Below are 17183 nucleotides of genomic sequence, written 5' to 3' on the forward strand. Positions count from 1 at the left end.
GAAAAAAAATACTCCAAAACATTATGAGATCTTTTATCTTCTTATTTTGTGCCACTGTTTTTGCCTTTTCATCTAATAACGTCATTTCACAAAACGTGAAAGTTATAATACATGAAAATAAAGAGGTAAGTATCGATGAAGTGTTTGATATTATCATGGATCAAACTGATATTACGTTTATCTATAAGGCAGGTATGTTCAAAGACTTTCCAAAAGTTAACCTGAAGAAAGGATCCATACGCATCAATAATTTACTCTCACAAAGTTTAACTCTAGGTGATTTTAATTTCAATGTAAAAAATGAAAACACTATTGTCATCAGAAAAAACAGTATCCCGTTAAGTGCCCAAGAGTTTGTTGTAAGTGGTACTATTGTTGACAAAAATGGTATTCCTATTGCAGGATTGAGCGTATATACAACTAAAAACCCTACTGCAGATAATAGTAATATTATTAGAGGAACCACTACTGATTTCGATGGTAAATATAACTTAAGCGTTAGTGTAGGTGATTTTATTGTAGTTACGGGTATTGGTTACGAGACTAGACAAACATTAGTTCAAGACAATAAAAACATATATGATTTTATACTTAATGATAGTATTAACGAACTTGATGAAGTAATAGTTTCCACAGGTTACCAAACCATTCCTAAAGAGCGTGCCACTGGGTTGTTCAATACGGTACCTACCAGAGAAATAAGTAACACTGTTACTCAAAACATAGGTTCTGTACTTCAGGGTATAGCGCCCGGTATTCAAATTGTGGAAGATGCCGATGGAAATATAGATATTTCTGATGTTGTTATTAGAGGTAGAGGAACAATTGTATCCAGTTCCACACCATTAGTAGTAGTTGATGGGTTTCCAATCGATGGCGGTTTTGATACAATTAACCCAAATGATATTGAAAGTGTAACTATTTTAAAAGACGCTGCTGCAGCTTCTATATGGGGAGCAAGGGCTAGTAATGGTGTTATTGTTATAGTAACTAAAAAAGGAAATCGTAAAGGATTAAATGTAGAATTTAATTCTTTTATAAAAGTTCGTTCTAAAGTAAATTTAGACAGAAATGTTACTAGAGCAAGTACAGCTACTACTTTAGCTTTAGAAAGCACAATATGGGATGGTCCTAACAGTCAAGGACTTAACAACTTCTTTATAGCTAATTATCCTCCACCATCAACATTGTTTGATAGAGATGCTGTAAATAGAAGTGGAAACACCAGTTATAGTTTAGGTGCTAGAGCTTATTTTGATGCTTTTCAAGGAAATATTACACGTGCAGAATTAGCCACTAAAATTAATTATTTGTCTGGCATTAATAGCTTTGATGATGTTGAACGTTATCTGTTAACTAATCCTATTTCAAAACAATCTAATATTGCTATTTCTTCTAAAGGCGAAAAAAGCAACATCCGTTTATCTGCTGTCTACAATGACAATACGAACGCTTTTATAGGAGATGAAAACGATCAAGTGTTAGTTAATTTAACTACCCAGTACAATTTTAATAATTGGTTAAGTGCTAATATTAATGGAATGCTTGATAATTCCAAATCACAAAACCGTGGTATTTCACTTAGAACTATTCAGGGTATGTCACCTTATGAGAATCTTATTAATTCAGATGGGTCTTACGCCTCGCAAAGGCATAATCTTTATGATGCAAAGTATATGGAGTATTTTGCAAACACAATAACCAATCTTCCATATAATAACATAAATTATAATGTGCTTCGAGATGCTAGAGAGAACACATTTAGAACAAAAAACATTAATTATAGAATTAATGGTGGGCTTAATATTAAACTTATGGATGGTTTAGAGCTTAAACCAGGTCTTATTTACGAGCGTTTTCAGTCTAGTTCTAATAATTTCTGGGGTCCAGAAAGTTCTTTTGTTAAATATCAAGTGCTAAATAGCACTACTCAAGATGATTATGATCCTGTTAATGCAACTATAGGAAATTCTAATATTCCTCCAGGAGCAATTTTTAGAGACACACAAACAGAAAGAATTGGCTTAACTTATAGAACCACACTTAACTATTCTGGTTCTTGGGATAAACATGCAGTTATTGCATTTGCTGGTTATGAAAGAGCATCATTTAAAACTAATAGATCAGCAGAGCCTTATACTTATGGTTTTGATCCTGAGACATATACTTATACAGTGCCTTTAAACAGAGATAGTGGTACACCACTATGGGCTGGTTTTTTTGATACAGGTATATTAAATGATGGAAGATTTTTTGATAAGAGCGAGTTACGTTTTGCTTCCTATTTTGGTAATTTAGCATATACATACGACAATAAGTATACTGTTTCGGGAAGTACGCGTTCAGACGGTGCTAATTATATTGTTGAAGATAAAAAACAACGTTACAACCCTATGTGGTCTGTTGGTTTTAGTTGGAATGCTAAAAATGAATCTTTTTTGCAAGATGTTGACGCTATTAGATCTTTAAAGTTTAGAGTAACTAATGGTGAGAATGGAAATATTGTAGGCACACAATCTACTACAGCTACCATTGGATTAAGTTCAACACCTAATCCATTTACAGGGGTGTTTTCAGCAAACTTAAATTCTTTAGGTAATCCAGACTTAAGATGGGAGCGTGTAAGAACTTTTAACGTAGGAACCGATTTTAACATATTTGATAGCACTCTATATGGTAGTGTAGATGTATATAACAAGAAAAGTTTTGATCTTATTGCTACCATCGATTTACCTAGTACACTTGGTGTTTCTAGAGGAACTTTTAATGTAGGTGAAATGGTTAATAAAGGGGTGGAATTAAATCTTTCTTCTAACATAAAATTTAGCGATAATTTCAATTTTATCACAAATGTTGTTTATAGCCATAATAACAGTGAAGTAACCAGTTTAAAAGACATACAAATATTCCCGAGAACTATTCCCGATTTCCCTTATATTGAAGGAAGACCTTACCAACCTATATATGCCTTTGAGTATGGTGGTTTAAGAACTATTGATTCTCAACCAGAACCTTACCCAACTATAGTAGGACAAAATGGTACCATTTATGGTATGGATGAAAATATTGGTCAAAATGGTGAAGACGGAAGAGAAGTTTTAAAATATATGGGTACCCGAGTAGCACCTACAATTTTAGGTTGGAACAATACTTTTACCTATAAAGGTTTTACTTTAAGCACTAGATTTGTAGGTAAATTTGGACATAAATTTACGAGACCAACTTATGATTATAGTGGCTTAATGCAAGATGGGAATCATCATGAAGACCTCGATATATTGCTTGCAGGCGGGCATGAAGCCCTTGGTTTACCTCCTTTCCCACAAGAATTTGAACAATGGCAATACCGCTGGAGTTGGTATGTGCCTTATTTAGATAGTGTTGTTGAAGATGCAGCGCATATAAGGCTTAGACAAATTTATCTTGGTTACGACCTCCCTAGCGACGTAACGACTAAACTTGGAATTTCGAAATTTAGACTTTTTGCGTCTGCTGAAAATTTAGGCAATGTTTGGACTGCAAATGACTATAACATTGATCCAGAATACATTAATGGTGTAGTAAGAGCACCAGAGGCAACGTTTTCATTAGGTGTTAATGTTCAATTTTAAAAAAAAATATTATGAAAAATATATATTTAATTGTTTTAGCAATCATATTTTCAGGATGTTCTTCAAATGATGAGTTTTTAGATAAAGAACCTGAAGTAAATAGTAATATAGAAATTACAAGAGTAGAAGATCTTGACAAGCTTTTTAATAGCTTTGGCATGCCAACAATAGACAATCAGGTAGGTTACTGGTGCACAGACAATAGTAGTATGCCTCAAAGTATATTGGACGAGTCATCAACATTTCGCCAAGATCAAATAAATCAATATTTGTTTCAAACACAAATTGATCGAGATAGTGACCGAACTTGGAGTAGTTTTTATAACTATATTTTAAGAGCAAATTTAGTGTCAGACTATATTAATAGCGGAGAACTTATTGATAGCGACAATCCTGATTTAAAAGATATACTAATAGCAGAAAGTCATTTTTATCGTGCCTATCTTTATTTTGAAATGGCAATTATATATAACCTTTATCCAAGTGAAGCTAATGCTAACGAGTTAGGCATGGTATTGAGAAAAACATCTTCTTTAACAGAAAATCAATCTCGAGCTACATTGCAGGAAACCTTTGATTTCATTTTGGAAGAATTAGAAGCTGCTTTAAAATACCCTTCAGATACGAAACGATCTATTTATCGTATTAACAAGGCAACTATTAACGCATTAGCTGCTCGTATACACCTATACCTTGGTAACTATGAAAAAGCTATGGAACATGCAAATGCTGCTTTAGCTGGAAATAGCCAAATGATTAATTATGCTACAGAAGTTTATGAATTAGGTTTTACGTTTTGGTACGGCGATTTTGTTTATCCTAATGTGGCTCAACAAGCTCCTTTTGGAGGGACTTCAATTGCAGACTTCTATGTAGATAAATATTATTACATTAACTATACTAATGGGAGCTGGAACACTAGCCCTAGTCAAGAATTATTGGATTTATATGATGAGGATGATATAAGAAACCTTTTCTACATTGAAGGATGGTTTAGTCGTTATGGAGCAACTACTGATACGTGGTACTATTACATGAACTCTTATGTTGGGTATAATCCTGCAGGTCCAGGAGTGCCAGAAATGTATTTAACTCGAGCAGAATCTAAAGCACGTAATAATGATATTGCTGGTGCTATGGCAGATGTTGAAATGGTGCGTTCTAATAGATTTCATCCAGAGGATTATGTAGCACTACCAATTCCAGGTTCTGCTAAAGAAGCAGTTGAGATAATTATTGATGAAAGAAGACGAGAAGATCCTTTTGAGTATCGATTTATGGATATAAAACGATTAAATAATGACCCTTTAACAGACCCTATTATTTTAACAAGATCTGCAAATGGAGAAAGTGTATCTATTCAGCCAGACGACAGAAAGTATGCTAGACCAATAGGTGATGAAATTTTGATTTTAAGTGATGGAGCCACAGAGCAAAATAGATACTAAAACCTAATATATAGTTATAAAAAAGGGTTCATAAAATACTTAGTATATGGACCCCTTTTTATAACAATAAAATATAATAGTTTAATACAAATTTAATACAAAGACTCGATGAATAAAGCAGTAGAAAATATAGCCCTTATTGTTCTTTTGGTTTTCTTTACTTCTTGCCAAAATAAAGCAAAGGAAGTTATTACACCTAAAACCTTTACTATAGAAGGTAATATTGAAGGTTTAGCGAACAACACCCTATATTACAGGATGCCAAACAAAAATTATGATGCTTTGGGTTATAGAAATGATTCAATTGTTGTGACAGAGGGTGCCTTTAAATTAACCGACTCAATTGAAGGTTATCATTTTGTGACTTTCTACACAAGAATGAAAGAATTAATTAAGGGAACACCTAGAGGCTACTATCCAGCTAAATCGGGTTATTTAAGTGCTATTTTATACCCAGGAGCAAACATAAAAGTAAGCGGCAAGGTTTCTGATTTTATGGATGCATATCCCGAAAATAGTGATAGCGTTAATAATGAACTAGGAGACTTTCATAAAAAGATTTACCCTTTAATGAACGAAAGCGTAAATTATATGGTTAAATCCTCATTTGAAGAAAATGAAGACATCCAAAAAGTATTAAATAAAAAAGCAGATTCTGTGGGTAATATTGTTAATGAACTTAAAAATAAATTTGTTACAAATAACCCATCTTCAATTACAGCGTTATATTACTTAAGTGATATGATGATGCGAAGCCAAATAGATAACGAAATTGCCATTGAGACCTTTAACAACCTTGATAGTACTTTGACAGATATAGCTTATTATAAAGATATATCCTATCGTGTTAGTGCCATTAACAGCACAAAAGAAGGAGCTACTGCTCCAGCAATTAAAACAACATCGACTCTAGATGGTAATACATTCGATTTAGCTTCTTATAGAGGTAAATATGTAATGATTGACTTTTGGGGTATTTGGTGTGGGCCTTGTGTTTCTGAAATGCCAACAGTTAAAGCATTTTATGAAAAATATAACGACCGTTTAGAAATTTTAGGTGTAAATTCTGGGGATAAAAAACAAAGAATAATAGATTTTGTTAACAAAAACGGATACAATTGGCAACAAGTTATGGATGTAAGAGATAGTGAAGTTGATAATTTTGTGCTTCGCTATAACGTTAATGCATTTCCAACTAAATTTATAATAGATCCAGAAGGTAAAATAGTAAAAAAGTTTGTAGGGTCTGGTGAAGAAGCTTTTACGCTACTCGAGGAGCTTTTAAAGTAATTGACATTTCTGGCTTATTGGGACTTTATAAAATAATTTAAAATTTAACATTTGTTTTATAGGGGAAATTAATAACAAGCCCGTCTTTATATCATAGGAACGTATATTTAGTTATTTAGAGTTAGTCACTTATCAATAAAGAGATTTAGGTTCTATTTTAATCACTTTAACAAAAAAATAAGGTTGTTTTTTCAACAACCTTATTTTATTCATCAAAACAATCTTATAATGAGAACACTATTCTTTAAAAGTATTTTATTAGCCGCTATGTTTCTTTCCTTGATAAGTGTAGCACAACAAAAGCTAGATTTAAAAGTACTGTATGTTGGTTTTCATCCCGAAAAGCCAATGCCTGAATCATTAGGCGTCTTAACAACAGGCTCCTTATCAACCGAACGCTTTAAGGAAGAATATAAACACAGATATCCTGCGTTTATGGATTACTTTAATACACACTTTAATACGGTTAAAGGTGTTGATGCCAGAGATTATACTTCTATACTCTCTGCTGATTACGATGTAACTATTTTTGATCATATACCTAACCCCATTTCAGAATATAAAGAATTAACAGACGAAAATGGACAAAGGATAGGTTATGTCTCTCCAAAATACATTGAAGACGATTTTGACCATGCCGCCATTTTTATAGGACATGCAGCACCCAAAATGACTTCTCCCTTAGGCTCTAAATTAGATTGGTATTGTTTGTGTTTGGACGCCCACGCCCATAGCATAAACTCTAAACACCCTATTTTTAAAGGCCCTCTGGACGTTTCCTTAACTATGGAAGATAAGCCAACACCCAGTACCGCCTTCCATTATGCCTCAGGAAGAAATCTTCCAGAAAATATGCCCATGTGGCGGGTACAGACTGAAGGGTATTTAGAAGGCAAAGGCTATAGAATTGGGCAAGTATCTTCTTTTGATGGCTTTTTGGATTCTCCCGAAACTGAATTTATATCCAGTGGTGTTTGTACCAAAGACATTAATGCCGTAGCCATTGGAAGACATGGTAACTTTTTGCTTTGGGGCTTTAGTGCTTCTCCAGACTATATGACAGAAGAAAGTAAAAAAGTGTTTGCCAATGCCATCTACTACATGAAACAGTTTAAAGGGCATAAAATAATTGCCAAAAAAACGGAGGATATAATATTTACAAGACAATACATCGATCAAATAAAATATGGTCTAACAGATGAAGGCTATCAGGGTTATTTGGAATTGATTAGGAAGTGGCATGATGAAAGTGAAAAAGGAAGAATGGATGCCATACAAAAAAGAGAAAGAGGCGAAAAGCTAACCGAAGAAGAAGCGGAAATGGCAGATAGACCAAGCAGACCAAGGCAGCCGGATATGCCTTGGGAAGATTATGTAAAAAGATATATGGGCGGTTTTTTTGAAGAATTTGGAACAAATGCCAACGCTTACATTACTTATTTGGATGAGAATATGGAGTATTTAAGTTATGAAAAGGACAAGGGGTACTACGGACTTATAGTTGATGAGGATGTAAAATCTCTAGGAGTTTCCAATAGACAGCTGGAATTATTGACGACCTGCATCAATATGCTAGAAAAAGATGAAAACACAGAATTGGCCAATAAAATTTTAAAACGATATACCAATGTAAATTTTGAATCGGCCAATGAATGGAGAAATTGGTATAAAAATAATAAAAGCAATTTATTCTTTACTGAAGCAGGAGGCTATAAATGGCTTGTAAATACTTTACCAAACAATGAGAATTAAGGGCTTAATATTACTCTCAATATTATTGATTTTGCAGTTTGGCTGGTCTCAAAATCCTGTAATATCATCAGAGTTAAAACAGAAGGTCGCAGTTACTGCCACAAAACTCAAAGCCATAGATTGCCATGATTTAGATCCTTTATCATTAAATGCTACCATAGTATGGTCTCAGGATAAAACCCAACTTGCAGTTATTATGAAAGTAAATTTATTACATGGTTGGCATATTTATTCTTATGTTCCAAAATCCCAGCCATATATTACTTCTGAATTACAGCTAAATTTACCCGATGGCATCAGCAAAATAGGAGACTGGATTAAACCATTGGATGAGCCTTATAATGATGGTGTATACATTTACCACGGTGAACTTGTATTTATCCAATATTGTAAAGTTAATAGTCTTAACCACGATATTTTAACCTGTGGTATTTATTATCAAACTTGCGACCTTAACAAATGCTACCCTCCTGAAGAAAAACAAAAAAACTTAAAATTAAAAAAACACCTTTAATTTTTTTTGTTAAATCTAGTATAATCTTACTTTATCAATTTAACATTTTATTAGTAAGGGTAAAAGTCTATAAGATCGTCATTAACAAAATTATTATACATATATAAAATGAAAAACACAATCACCTTATTAAGCTTCATCCTTTTTATTAATTTCATAAGTGCTCAAAACTTAGACAGTAGTTTGCCAATTGACACAAGTATTAAAAAGGGTGTTTTACCAAATGGCTTGACTTACTATTTACACAGTACCGATGTAACAAAAAATGTAGCTTCCTATTATATTATCCAAAATGTAGGATCAATTTTAGAAAATGAAAACCAGCAAGGATTAGCTCATTTTTTAGAGCACATGGCTTTTAATGGAACAAAACATTTTCCAGGAAAAGGTATTTTAGAAACGCTTCAAAAAGAAGGTATTGTTTTTGGTAAAGATATAAATGCATATACTTCTTTTGATGAAACGGTATATAATATAAATAATGTGCCAACAACACCAAAACTTATTGAAACGGGTTTACAAATACTTCACGACTGGTCTAACTATTTATTGTTAACAGAAGAAGAAATTGATGCAGAGCGTGGTGTTATAAAAGAAGAATGGCGTACTAGACAAAATGGAAGAATGCGTATTTTTCAGCAGTCAGTTGCAACAACATACGGAAACTCAAAATATGCAGAGCGCTTACCAATAGGTAAAATGGATATCGTTGAAAACTTCGATTACAAAGCATTAAGAGATTTTTATCACGATTGGTATAGAACAGACTTACAAGCCATTGCTATTGTTGGAGATTTTAATGTAGATGAGATGGAAGCTAAAATTATAGAAAAATTCGCTTCCATTCCTGCGGTTAAGGATGGTCCAGAACGTTATATAGTTAAAATTAAGGATAACGAGTCATTGGCATATACTATTGCTATGGATAGTGAAGTTTCTACAGCAGGGATACAGTTTAGTATTCGTCATGATAAGCCTTTAGTAAAAAACACAGTTAATTATTTAATGGAAAGTTTATTAAATAATACCATTACCAATATTTTAGCTGAGCGATTTAACGAAATATCGCAACAACCAGACGCACCATTTATTGGCGCATATATTACCTATAGAGGTTTGTCAAGAGCACATAATACTTTTAGTGTAGGAATTATGCCAAAAGAAGGAAGGCAACAAGAGGCCTTTAAGCATACAATGTCTGAAATTAATAGAGCTGTAAAGTTTGGGTTTACTAAAGCAGAAATTAATAGGGCAATTATTCAATCTAAAAATTATTATGAAAATCAAATTGCCAGGTTAGACGATAGAAAACATGGTGAAATTATTAGTAGTATGCAGGTTAATTATTTAGATAATAATCATCTAACAGATTTGCCAAAAGAATATGAACTTGCAAAAGATATATTTAACCAAATAGACCAAAAAGGTTTACTAAAACAGATACAAAAACTATATAAAAAGAATAATAGAAGTATTGTAGTTACTGGTGTTGAAGGAAAAAACAACTTAACAGAATCTCAAGCAATTCAAATTTTAAATGAAGTAGAGAATGATGCCACACTTAAACCTTACCAAGAGGAAGATGAGACTAAATCGTTAATTTCTGGTATTAATATTACACCAGGAAAAATCACTAAAACTGAAAAAAATGAGGAATTAGGCTTTACAACATACACATTAAGTAATGGTATTAAAATACACTACCAATTTGTTGATAAAAATAAAAATAGTGTTGTACTTGGGGGTCATAGCGATGGCGGATTGTCTTTAGTGAATATTAAGGACTTGCCTTCTGCTAATTCAATGAGTCAGGTTGTGGGTCAATCTGGATTACATGAATTTTCAAGTATAGAACTTTCTAAAGTGTTAACAGGAAAAACAGCAAGTTTAAATTTTAGTTTAGGGAGTCTGTCTGAATCTATCTCGGGACGTTCTAATACAAAAGATGTAGAAACAATGTTGCAAATATTACACTTACGCTTTACAAAACCTCGTTTTGATGAAACTGCATATAATGTTTATTTACAAAATGTAGAAAATAATTTGATTAGAAAAAGTTCTGATTTAAGGTCTAAAATGAGCGATAGTTTAACCGTAACACTATATGGTAAAAACAACCCTAAAAGACGTTTATTTAATAAACAATATGTTGCAGATATTAGTTTTAAAAAAATAGAGGATATTTATAAATCTAGGTTTGCCAATGCAGCAGATTTTCAATATTTCATAGTTGGAGATGTGCAAGAAGATAATTTAAAGCCTCTGTTAGAAAGATATGTAGCTAGTATACCTACAAATAATAAAAAAGAAGAATGGAAAGATAATTCTGTAGAATGGTTAAATAATGATGTAGATAAAGATATTTACTTACCTATGGAAGATGCTAAAACATCTGTTAAAATAGGAATCAAAAATGATATGCCGTACACTATTAAAAATTCTTTATTAATGAGGGCTTTAGGTAATATTTTACAATTACGATATACAGAGTCTTTAAGAGAACAAGAGGGAGGTACATATGGAGCCAGTAGTTATGGGATGTTGTATAAAAAACCAACCCCAGAAGCTTACCTTTCAATAAGTTTTGATTGCAATCCTGATTTAGCTGAGAAATTAATTGATATAGTTTATAAAGAAATAGAAACTATAAAAAAAGGTAATGTGCAACAGAAAGATTTAGACAAGGTACTCACAAACTTTTTAAAGGAAAAAGAAGAAAGTAAAAGTTCCAATAATTATGAAATATCTGCTCTAAGAACTTGGATTATTGATGGATATAATGAAAATGCTCCTGAAAATTTTGAAAATATAATTCAAAATATAACAATTCAAGATATACAAGATATAACTATCAAGCTTTTAGAGAATCATAAATCATTCGAAGTCATCTTCAAGCCAGAAAAGAATACTAAACTTTAATTTTTACTGCATTATACAGTGTTCTAAATAATTTTCAGACAACTGTTAAGACAATATTTAAATAATGATTAAAAAGTAGAATTCATGAAAAAAATTATTTTTTTATTCACCTTATTGTGTTTTACAATTTCAAATGCTCAAATATTTGAGCCAGTAAAATGGGCAACTTCGGTTGAGAAGGTATCTGATACAGAATATAAATTAATTTCAAAAGCAAGTATTGAAACAGGTTGGCACTTATACTCTCAAAGTGTCCCTGAAGGCGGACCAATTCCAACAACTTTTATATTTATTAATGATAATAATTCCTTAGAATTTATTGGCAAAACCATAGAAGAAGAAGGGCATACAGTAGATGATCCAGTTTTTGGAATGAAAATTAAATTTTTCGAAAATCATGCTACTTTTGTTCAGCATGTAAAAGTACCTGAAAACACTAATAAAGTAAGTGGAACAGTTGAGTTTATGGTTTGTGATGATGAAAGATGTTTGCCGCCAACCGAAGTAGATTTAGTTTTTAATCTTAATAGTCTGGGTGTAGACAATACAGAAGAATCAAACGTTGATACTTCCAACAATACAACAACCCCTATTGTAAATAATAAAATGGTAAACAATTTGCTTTACGGTATGTCAACTGAAGACTTAAGCAAATCAAGTATTAAATGCGAAAACGAAGTTACAAGTAATGCTTCTGAAATAAAAAAGACAGGTAAATCTCTATGGAGTATTTTTGGCTTAGGATTCTTAGGTGGGTTATTGGCACTTTTAACGCCATGTGTGTTTCCTATGATTCCATTAACAGTAAGTTTTTTTACTAAGAAAAGTGGACAAAGTAAAGGTTCAGGGATTTCTAAAGCTTTACTTTATGGGTTTTTTATTTTCGCGGTTTATATATTATTAAGTGTTCCTTTTCATTTGTTAGATTCAGTAAATCCTGATATTTTAAATGAAATATCAACTAATGTATGGCTTAATGTAATATTCTTTGCTATATTTTTATTCTTTGCTTTTTCTTTTTTTGGATATTATGAATTAACATTACCATCTAGTTGGACTAATAAGACTACTCAAGGAGAAAGTTCAGGAGGCCTTATCGGTATATTTTTTATGGCATTAACATTGGCTATTGTTTCTTTTTCATGCACAGGTCCAATTTTAGGTTCTTTATTAGCAGGTTCATTAACAGCAGATGGTGGCGCATGGCAGCTAACTGCGGGTATGGCCGGATTTGGTGTGTCGCTTGGATTACCATTTGCATTATTTGCAATGTTTCCAAACATGATGAATGCATTACCAAAATCTGGAGGTTGGTTAAATACAACTAAAGTTATTTTAGGCTTTTTAGAATTAGCATTGGCCTTTAAATTTTTATCAAATGCCGATTTAGTAAAACATTGGGGTATTTTAAAGATAGAACCATTTCTAATTATTTGGATTGTAATTTTTGGAGGGTTAGCACTGTATTTATTTGGAAAAATAAAGTTCCCACATGATTCACCTATCAAAAAGTTGTCATTTTCAAGAATATCAGGAGGCATCTTGGTAGCTGCATTTACCATTTATTTGGTTTCAGGGTTTAGAGTTAATAAAGACACCAAAACTTTTACACCTCTTACATTACTTAGTGGATTAGCTCCTCCTGTTGGTTATAGTTTTATATATCCGAATGATTGTCCTAATAATTTAGAATGTTTTAAAGATTTACAAACAGGTATTGCCTATGCAAAAAAGGTCAATAAGCCTATAATGTTAGACTTTACGGGGTATGCTTGTGTAAATTGCAGAAAGATGGAAGAACATGTATGGCCTCTAAAAAAAATTGATAATTATTTAAGAAATGATTATGTGTTGATTTCTTTATATGTTGATGATAAAAAAGTTTTGCCTGAAGACCAACAAGTTGAAGTTAATCGTATAAATGGAGGTACAAGAAAACTTGAAACATATGCACATAAATGGGCAAACTTTCAAACTCAGTTTTTTCAAACTAATTCGCAACCTTACTATGTATTGTTAAATTCGGATGCAACGCAGATTTTGAATCAGCCAGTAGGTTATACACCCAATGAAGATGAATATATACAATTTCTAGAATGTGGTTTAGAGGTCTTTAAAAAAACATCAAATTAAATTTAAAAAATAAAAGCATTAGACTGTAAAATCAAGAATAAAATAAAAATTTGTTTTAGTGAAAAGGGTCACTTTGGTCTTTGATTGAGCCAAGGTGATTCTTTGTTAAAATTTATAGATTATGAATGCATTAACCAAAGGGATGAAAAAAGTGTTGGGTTCAAGTCCAAAAAAAGGTTCTAATCTTGAAGAATATTTTAAGCCATTTAGAGAAAGTATTATTGGTGTAAACCAAGAATTTGAATCGCCCTATGGTAGAAAAAAAATAATTTATGCCGACTGGACAGCAAGCGGAAGACTGTACAGGCCCATTGAAGAAAAATTATTAAATGATATAGGGCCTTATGTAGCCAATACGCATACAGAAACATCTATTACGGGGTCTACCATGACTTTGGCTTATCACGATGCCAGAAACATTATTAAAAACCATGTAAATGCTTCTAAAGAAGATGTTTTGATTACGGTTGGTACTGGCATGACAGGAGCTATTAATAAGTTTCAAAGGATACTTGGATTAAAGGTGAATGAAAGCTTAAAAGATTATACCACAGTTCCAGAAGAAAAGAGACCCATTATTTTTGTGTCTCATATGGAACATCATTCCAACCAAACATCTTGGTTAGAAACTATAGCTAAGGTAAAAGTAATTCCTTCAAATGAAGCAGGTTTACCCTGTATTAATGAGTTACAAGAATTAATAAAAGAGTATAAAGATTGTCCGATAAAAATAGCCGCTATTACTGGGTGTTCTAATGTTACAGGTATCAGAACAAATTACCATGACGTTGCAAGTGTGATGCACCAAAACAATGGTTTGTGTTTTGTAGATTTTGCGTGTTCTGCCCCCTATGTAAACATCAATATGCATCCAGAAAATGAGGATGAATATTTAGATGCTATTACATTTTCACCTCATAAGTTTTTAGGAGGTCCAGGATCTTCAGGAGTTTTAATTTTTAACAAAAAACTTTATAAAAATTTAATACCAGATAATCCAGGAGGAGGTACTGTAAGTTACACGAATCCTTGGGGAGATCACGATTATATTGATGATATTGAAACCAGAGAAGACGGTGGTACACCAGGTTTTTTACAGGCTATTAAAATAGCGATGTCTATCCAGCTTAAAGAAAAAATGGGTGTACAAAACATTTTAGATAGAGAGCATGAACTAAATGATATTATTTTTAGAAAACTTTCTAAAATTGATAATTTACAAATATTGGCACCCAAGCATACCGAAAGACTAGGCGTGTTTTCATTTTATATTGATGATGCACACTATAATTTAATAGTAAAACTTTTAAATGACCGCTTCGGTGTTCAAACACGTGGAGGTTGTTCTTGTGCTGGTACATATGGGCATTACTTATTAAATGTAAACGAGTCAACATCAAAATCAATAGAAAAAAAGATACTCGATGGCTGTTTAATAGAGCGTCCAGGTTGGATACGCATGTCCATACATCCAACCATGACAAATGAAGAGGTTAACTTTATTTGTGATTCAGTTAAACAAGTTGCTGAAAAATTTAAGGAGTGGAGAGATGATTATAAATATGATGCGGTTAAGAATGAGTTTGTTCATAGAGGTAATGAAGTTATCGAAAAAGAGATTACTAAAAATTGGTTTAAAATTTAATACAAAAAATAATGTCAGATACAATAGAAAAAGTAAAATGCTTAATTATAGGGTCTGGACCAGCAGGTTATACTGCTGCTATTTATGCTGCAAGGGCCAATATGAAACCAGTTTTATATCAAGGGACACAGCCAGGGGGTCAATTGACAACTACAAATGAAGTGGAAAATTTCCCAGGTTATCCGGAAGGAGTTACTGGACCAGAAATGATGATTCAATTACAAAAACAAGCGGAGCGGTTTGAAACTGATGTGCGCGATGGTTGGATTACTAAAGTAGATTTTTCTGGAGATGTTCATAAAGTATGGGTTAATGATGAAAAAGAAATTCATTGTGACACCGTAATTATATCAACAGGGGCGTCAGCCAAATATTTAGGTTTAGAATCTGAGCAGAAATATTTAAAACTTGGTGGAGGTGTTTCGGCTTGCGCGGTTTGTGATGGATTTTTCTACAGAAATCAAGAAGTAGTCATTGTTGGTGCTGGAGATTCAGCTTGCGAAGAGGCACATTATTTATCTAAACTATGTACAAAAGTTACAATGTTGGTTAGACGTGATGAATTTAGAGCCTCTAAAATTATGGCAGCTAGAGTGAAAAACACTGAGAACATTGAAATATTATTCAATACCGAAACCGATGAGGTTTTAGGTGACGGACAAGTAGTTACTGGTGTGCGCGTATTTAATAATAAAACAAATGAGAAACATGAAATCCCAGCCACAGGATTTTTTGTAGCTATTGGGCACAAACCAAATACTGATATTTTTAAGGGCTTTTTAAATTTAGATGAAACGGGGTACATTATTAATGATACACCTGGAACTTCAAAAACAAATATAGAAGGTGTTTTTGTGTCTGGAGATGCAGCAGATCATGTATACAGGCAAGCCGTAACAGCAGCAGGAACAGGTTGTATGGCAGCCTTAGATGCAGAACGTTACTTGGCTGCAAAAGAATGAAAAAAATAATATAAAGTATAATATATCATGTGTAATTTTAAAAGAAGAGAGTTCATCAAATTAAATGCTTTGGGGTTTGCTGCGATAGCTTTACAATTATCAACAGTATCGTCGTATGCACAACAAGCCAATGGCTATTTAGGGAAATTGGGCACAAATACAAAGCTTAATTGGGATGCTTTTTTAGAAAAAATTACCCAATTGTCCCAATCTCAACACCAGTTGCCATGGGATCAAAAAATGTATACCCAGAAAGTAAAACAGCTTTTGCTACAATGCAATTTTCCTGAATTTGAAAATGTAAAAAGAGAAATGGACAACTACGAAAACAAAAACCTGAAATGGTTTGAAGCATCAAGCCTCCATCATGAAGTAGATTTTCAAATATCTTTGTTTCAGTTTGAAAAAGGAGAGTACATACCTCATCATGATCACCCTGACATGACGGGAGTTATTAACGTCGTTTCAGGAAGCGCACATTTAAGAAATTACAACCGAATTGAAGAGCTTGGATCTAGAACTGTTACTACCAATGGCCAAAAGATCATTAAACAATCCTGTATTCTAAAGGAAGTCAGCAATCAAATAGCAAAAACTGGAGATGTTAGTATATTAACATCAAATGATGGCAATATTCACTCTGTAATGCCTAATGAATTTACCCAGCTTGTAGATGTATTTACTCCCGCCTATACAGAAAATACAAATCCGAAATGGTATAAAGTGGATGAAGAAGAATTCTATAAACAACAAGAAAAGTTGTTTGTTGCTGAATATTATTAGATTTGCCCCAGAATAAAGGCCATATAATTACAAAACCCCATTATCAGCAAAAATCTTTTTATAATGACAATTCCAAAAATCATGGAAAAATAAGGGAGCAATATTTCAAGACAGTGTAACAAATGA

Annotated in this window: 10 protein-coding genes; all 10 read left to right on the forward strand. The window is 32.6% G+C overall.

Going from position 1 to position 17183, the window contains the following annotated elements; translation table 11 throughout:
- The first annotated feature begins 95 nt into the window (after positions 1 to 95).
- The 10 genes from AADI82_RS00425 (at position 96) to AADI82_RS00470 (ending at position 17057) form a co-directional block, all read left to right on the forward strand.
- Complete coding sequence (locus AADI82_RS00425; protein ID WP_341214495.1) at positions 96 to 3611, forward strand: SusC/RagA family TonB-linked outer membrane protein; 3516 nt, start codon at positions 96 to 98, stop codon at positions 3609 to 3611.
- Positions 3612 to 3622: 11 nt separating this feature from the next.
- Entirely contained in the window at positions 3623 to 5059 is a 1437-nt protein-coding gene (locus AADI82_RS00430; RefSeq protein WP_341214496.1) for a RagB/SusD family nutrient uptake outer membrane protein, read from the forward strand.
- A 108-nt stretch (positions 5060 to 5167) separates the two neighbouring features.
- Positions 5168 to 6349 (forward strand): TlpA disulfide reductase family protein, encoded by a 1182-nt coding sequence (locus AADI82_RS00435; protein WP_341214497.1) that lies wholly within the window; start codon positions 5168 to 5170, stop codon positions 6347 to 6349.
- Positions 6350 to 6577: 228 nt separating this feature from the next.
- Positions 6578 to 8101: a hypothetical protein gene (locus AADI82_RS00440; RefSeq protein WP_341214498.1), complete on the forward strand. Its 1524-nt coding sequence runs from the start codon at positions 6578 to 6580 to the stop codon at positions 8099 to 8101.
- Positions 8091 to 8615, forward strand: a complete 525-nt coding sequence (locus AADI82_RS00445; RefSeq protein ID WP_341214499.1) for a protein-disulfide reductase DsbD domain-containing protein — start codon at positions 8091 to 8093, stop codon at positions 8613 to 8615. Before AADI82_RS00440 ends, AADI82_RS00445 begins: the two co-directional genes overlap by 11 nt.
- Before the next feature lie 108 nt (positions 8616 to 8723).
- Positions 8724 to 11534 (forward strand): insulinase family protein, encoded by a 2811-nt coding sequence (locus tag AADI82_RS00450; protein WP_341214500.1) that lies wholly within the window; start codon positions 8724 to 8726, stop codon positions 11532 to 11534.
- Positions 11535 to 11618: 84 nt separating this feature from the next.
- Positions 11619 to 13667, forward strand: coding sequence for a cytochrome c biogenesis protein CcdA (locus tag AADI82_RS00455; protein ID WP_341214501.1), 2049 nt, complete (start codon positions 11619 to 11621; stop codon positions 13665 to 13667).
- A 121-nt stretch (positions 13668 to 13788) separates the two neighbouring features.
- Positions 13789 to 15312 carry an aminotransferase class V-fold PLP-dependent enzyme gene (locus tag AADI82_RS00460; protein WP_341214502.1) on the forward strand — a complete coding sequence of 508 codons (1524 nt, stop codon included), beginning with the start codon at positions 13789 to 13791 and terminating at the stop codon, positions 15310 to 15312.
- 11 nt (positions 15313 to 15323) lie between these two features.
- Positions 15324 to 16274, forward strand: coding sequence for a thioredoxin-disulfide reductase (gene trxB, locus AADI82_RS00465; protein ID WP_341214503.1), 951 nt, complete (start codon positions 15324 to 15326; stop codon positions 16272 to 16274).
- Positions 16275 to 16301: 27 nt separating this feature from the next.
- Positions 16302 to 17057 carry a hypothetical protein gene (locus AADI82_RS00470; protein ID WP_341214504.1) on the forward strand — a complete coding sequence of 252 codons (756 nt, stop codon included), beginning with the start codon at positions 16302 to 16304 and terminating at the stop codon, positions 17055 to 17057.
- The last annotated feature ends 126 nt before the right edge of the window (positions 17058 to 17183 follow it).

This window comes from uncultured Wocania sp., assembly GCF_964021735.1.
GTDB lineage: Bacteria > Bacteroidota > Bacteroidia > Flavobacteriales > Flavobacteriaceae > Wocania_A.

Coding starts and splice junctions, on each gene's coding strand:
- AADI82_RS00430 (WP_341214496.1), top strand. CDS start 3,623: ATGAAAAATATATATTTAATTGTTTTAGCAATCATATTTTCAGGATGT.
- AADI82_RS00435 (WP_341214497.1), top strand. CDS start 5,168: ATGAATAAAGCAGTAGAAAATATAGCCCTTATTGTTCTTTTGGTTTTC.
- AADI82_RS00440 (WP_341214498.1), top strand. CDS start 6,578: ATGAGAACACTATTCTTTAAAAGTATTTTATTAGCCGCTATGTTTCTT.
- AADI82_RS00445 (WP_341214499.1), top strand. CDS start 8,091: ATGAGAATTAAGGGCTTAATATTACTCTCAATATTATTGATTTTGCAG.
- AADI82_RS00450 (WP_341214500.1), top strand. CDS start 8,724: ATGAAAAACACAATCACCTTATTAAGCTTCATCCTTTTTATTAATTTC.
- AADI82_RS00455 (WP_341214501.1), top strand. CDS start 11,619: ATGAAAAAAATTATTTTTTTATTCACCTTATTGTGTTTTACAATTTCA.
- AADI82_RS00460 (WP_341214502.1), top strand. CDS start 13,789: ATGAATGCATTAACCAAAGGGATGAAAAAAGTGTTGGGTTCAAGTCCA.
- trxB (WP_341214503.1), top strand. CDS start 15,324: ATGTCAGATACAATAGAAAAAGTAAAATGCTTAATTATAGGGTCTGGA.
- AADI82_RS00470 (WP_341214504.1), top strand. CDS start 16,302: ATGTGTAATTTTAAAAGAAGAGAGTTCATCAAATTAAATGCTTTGGGG.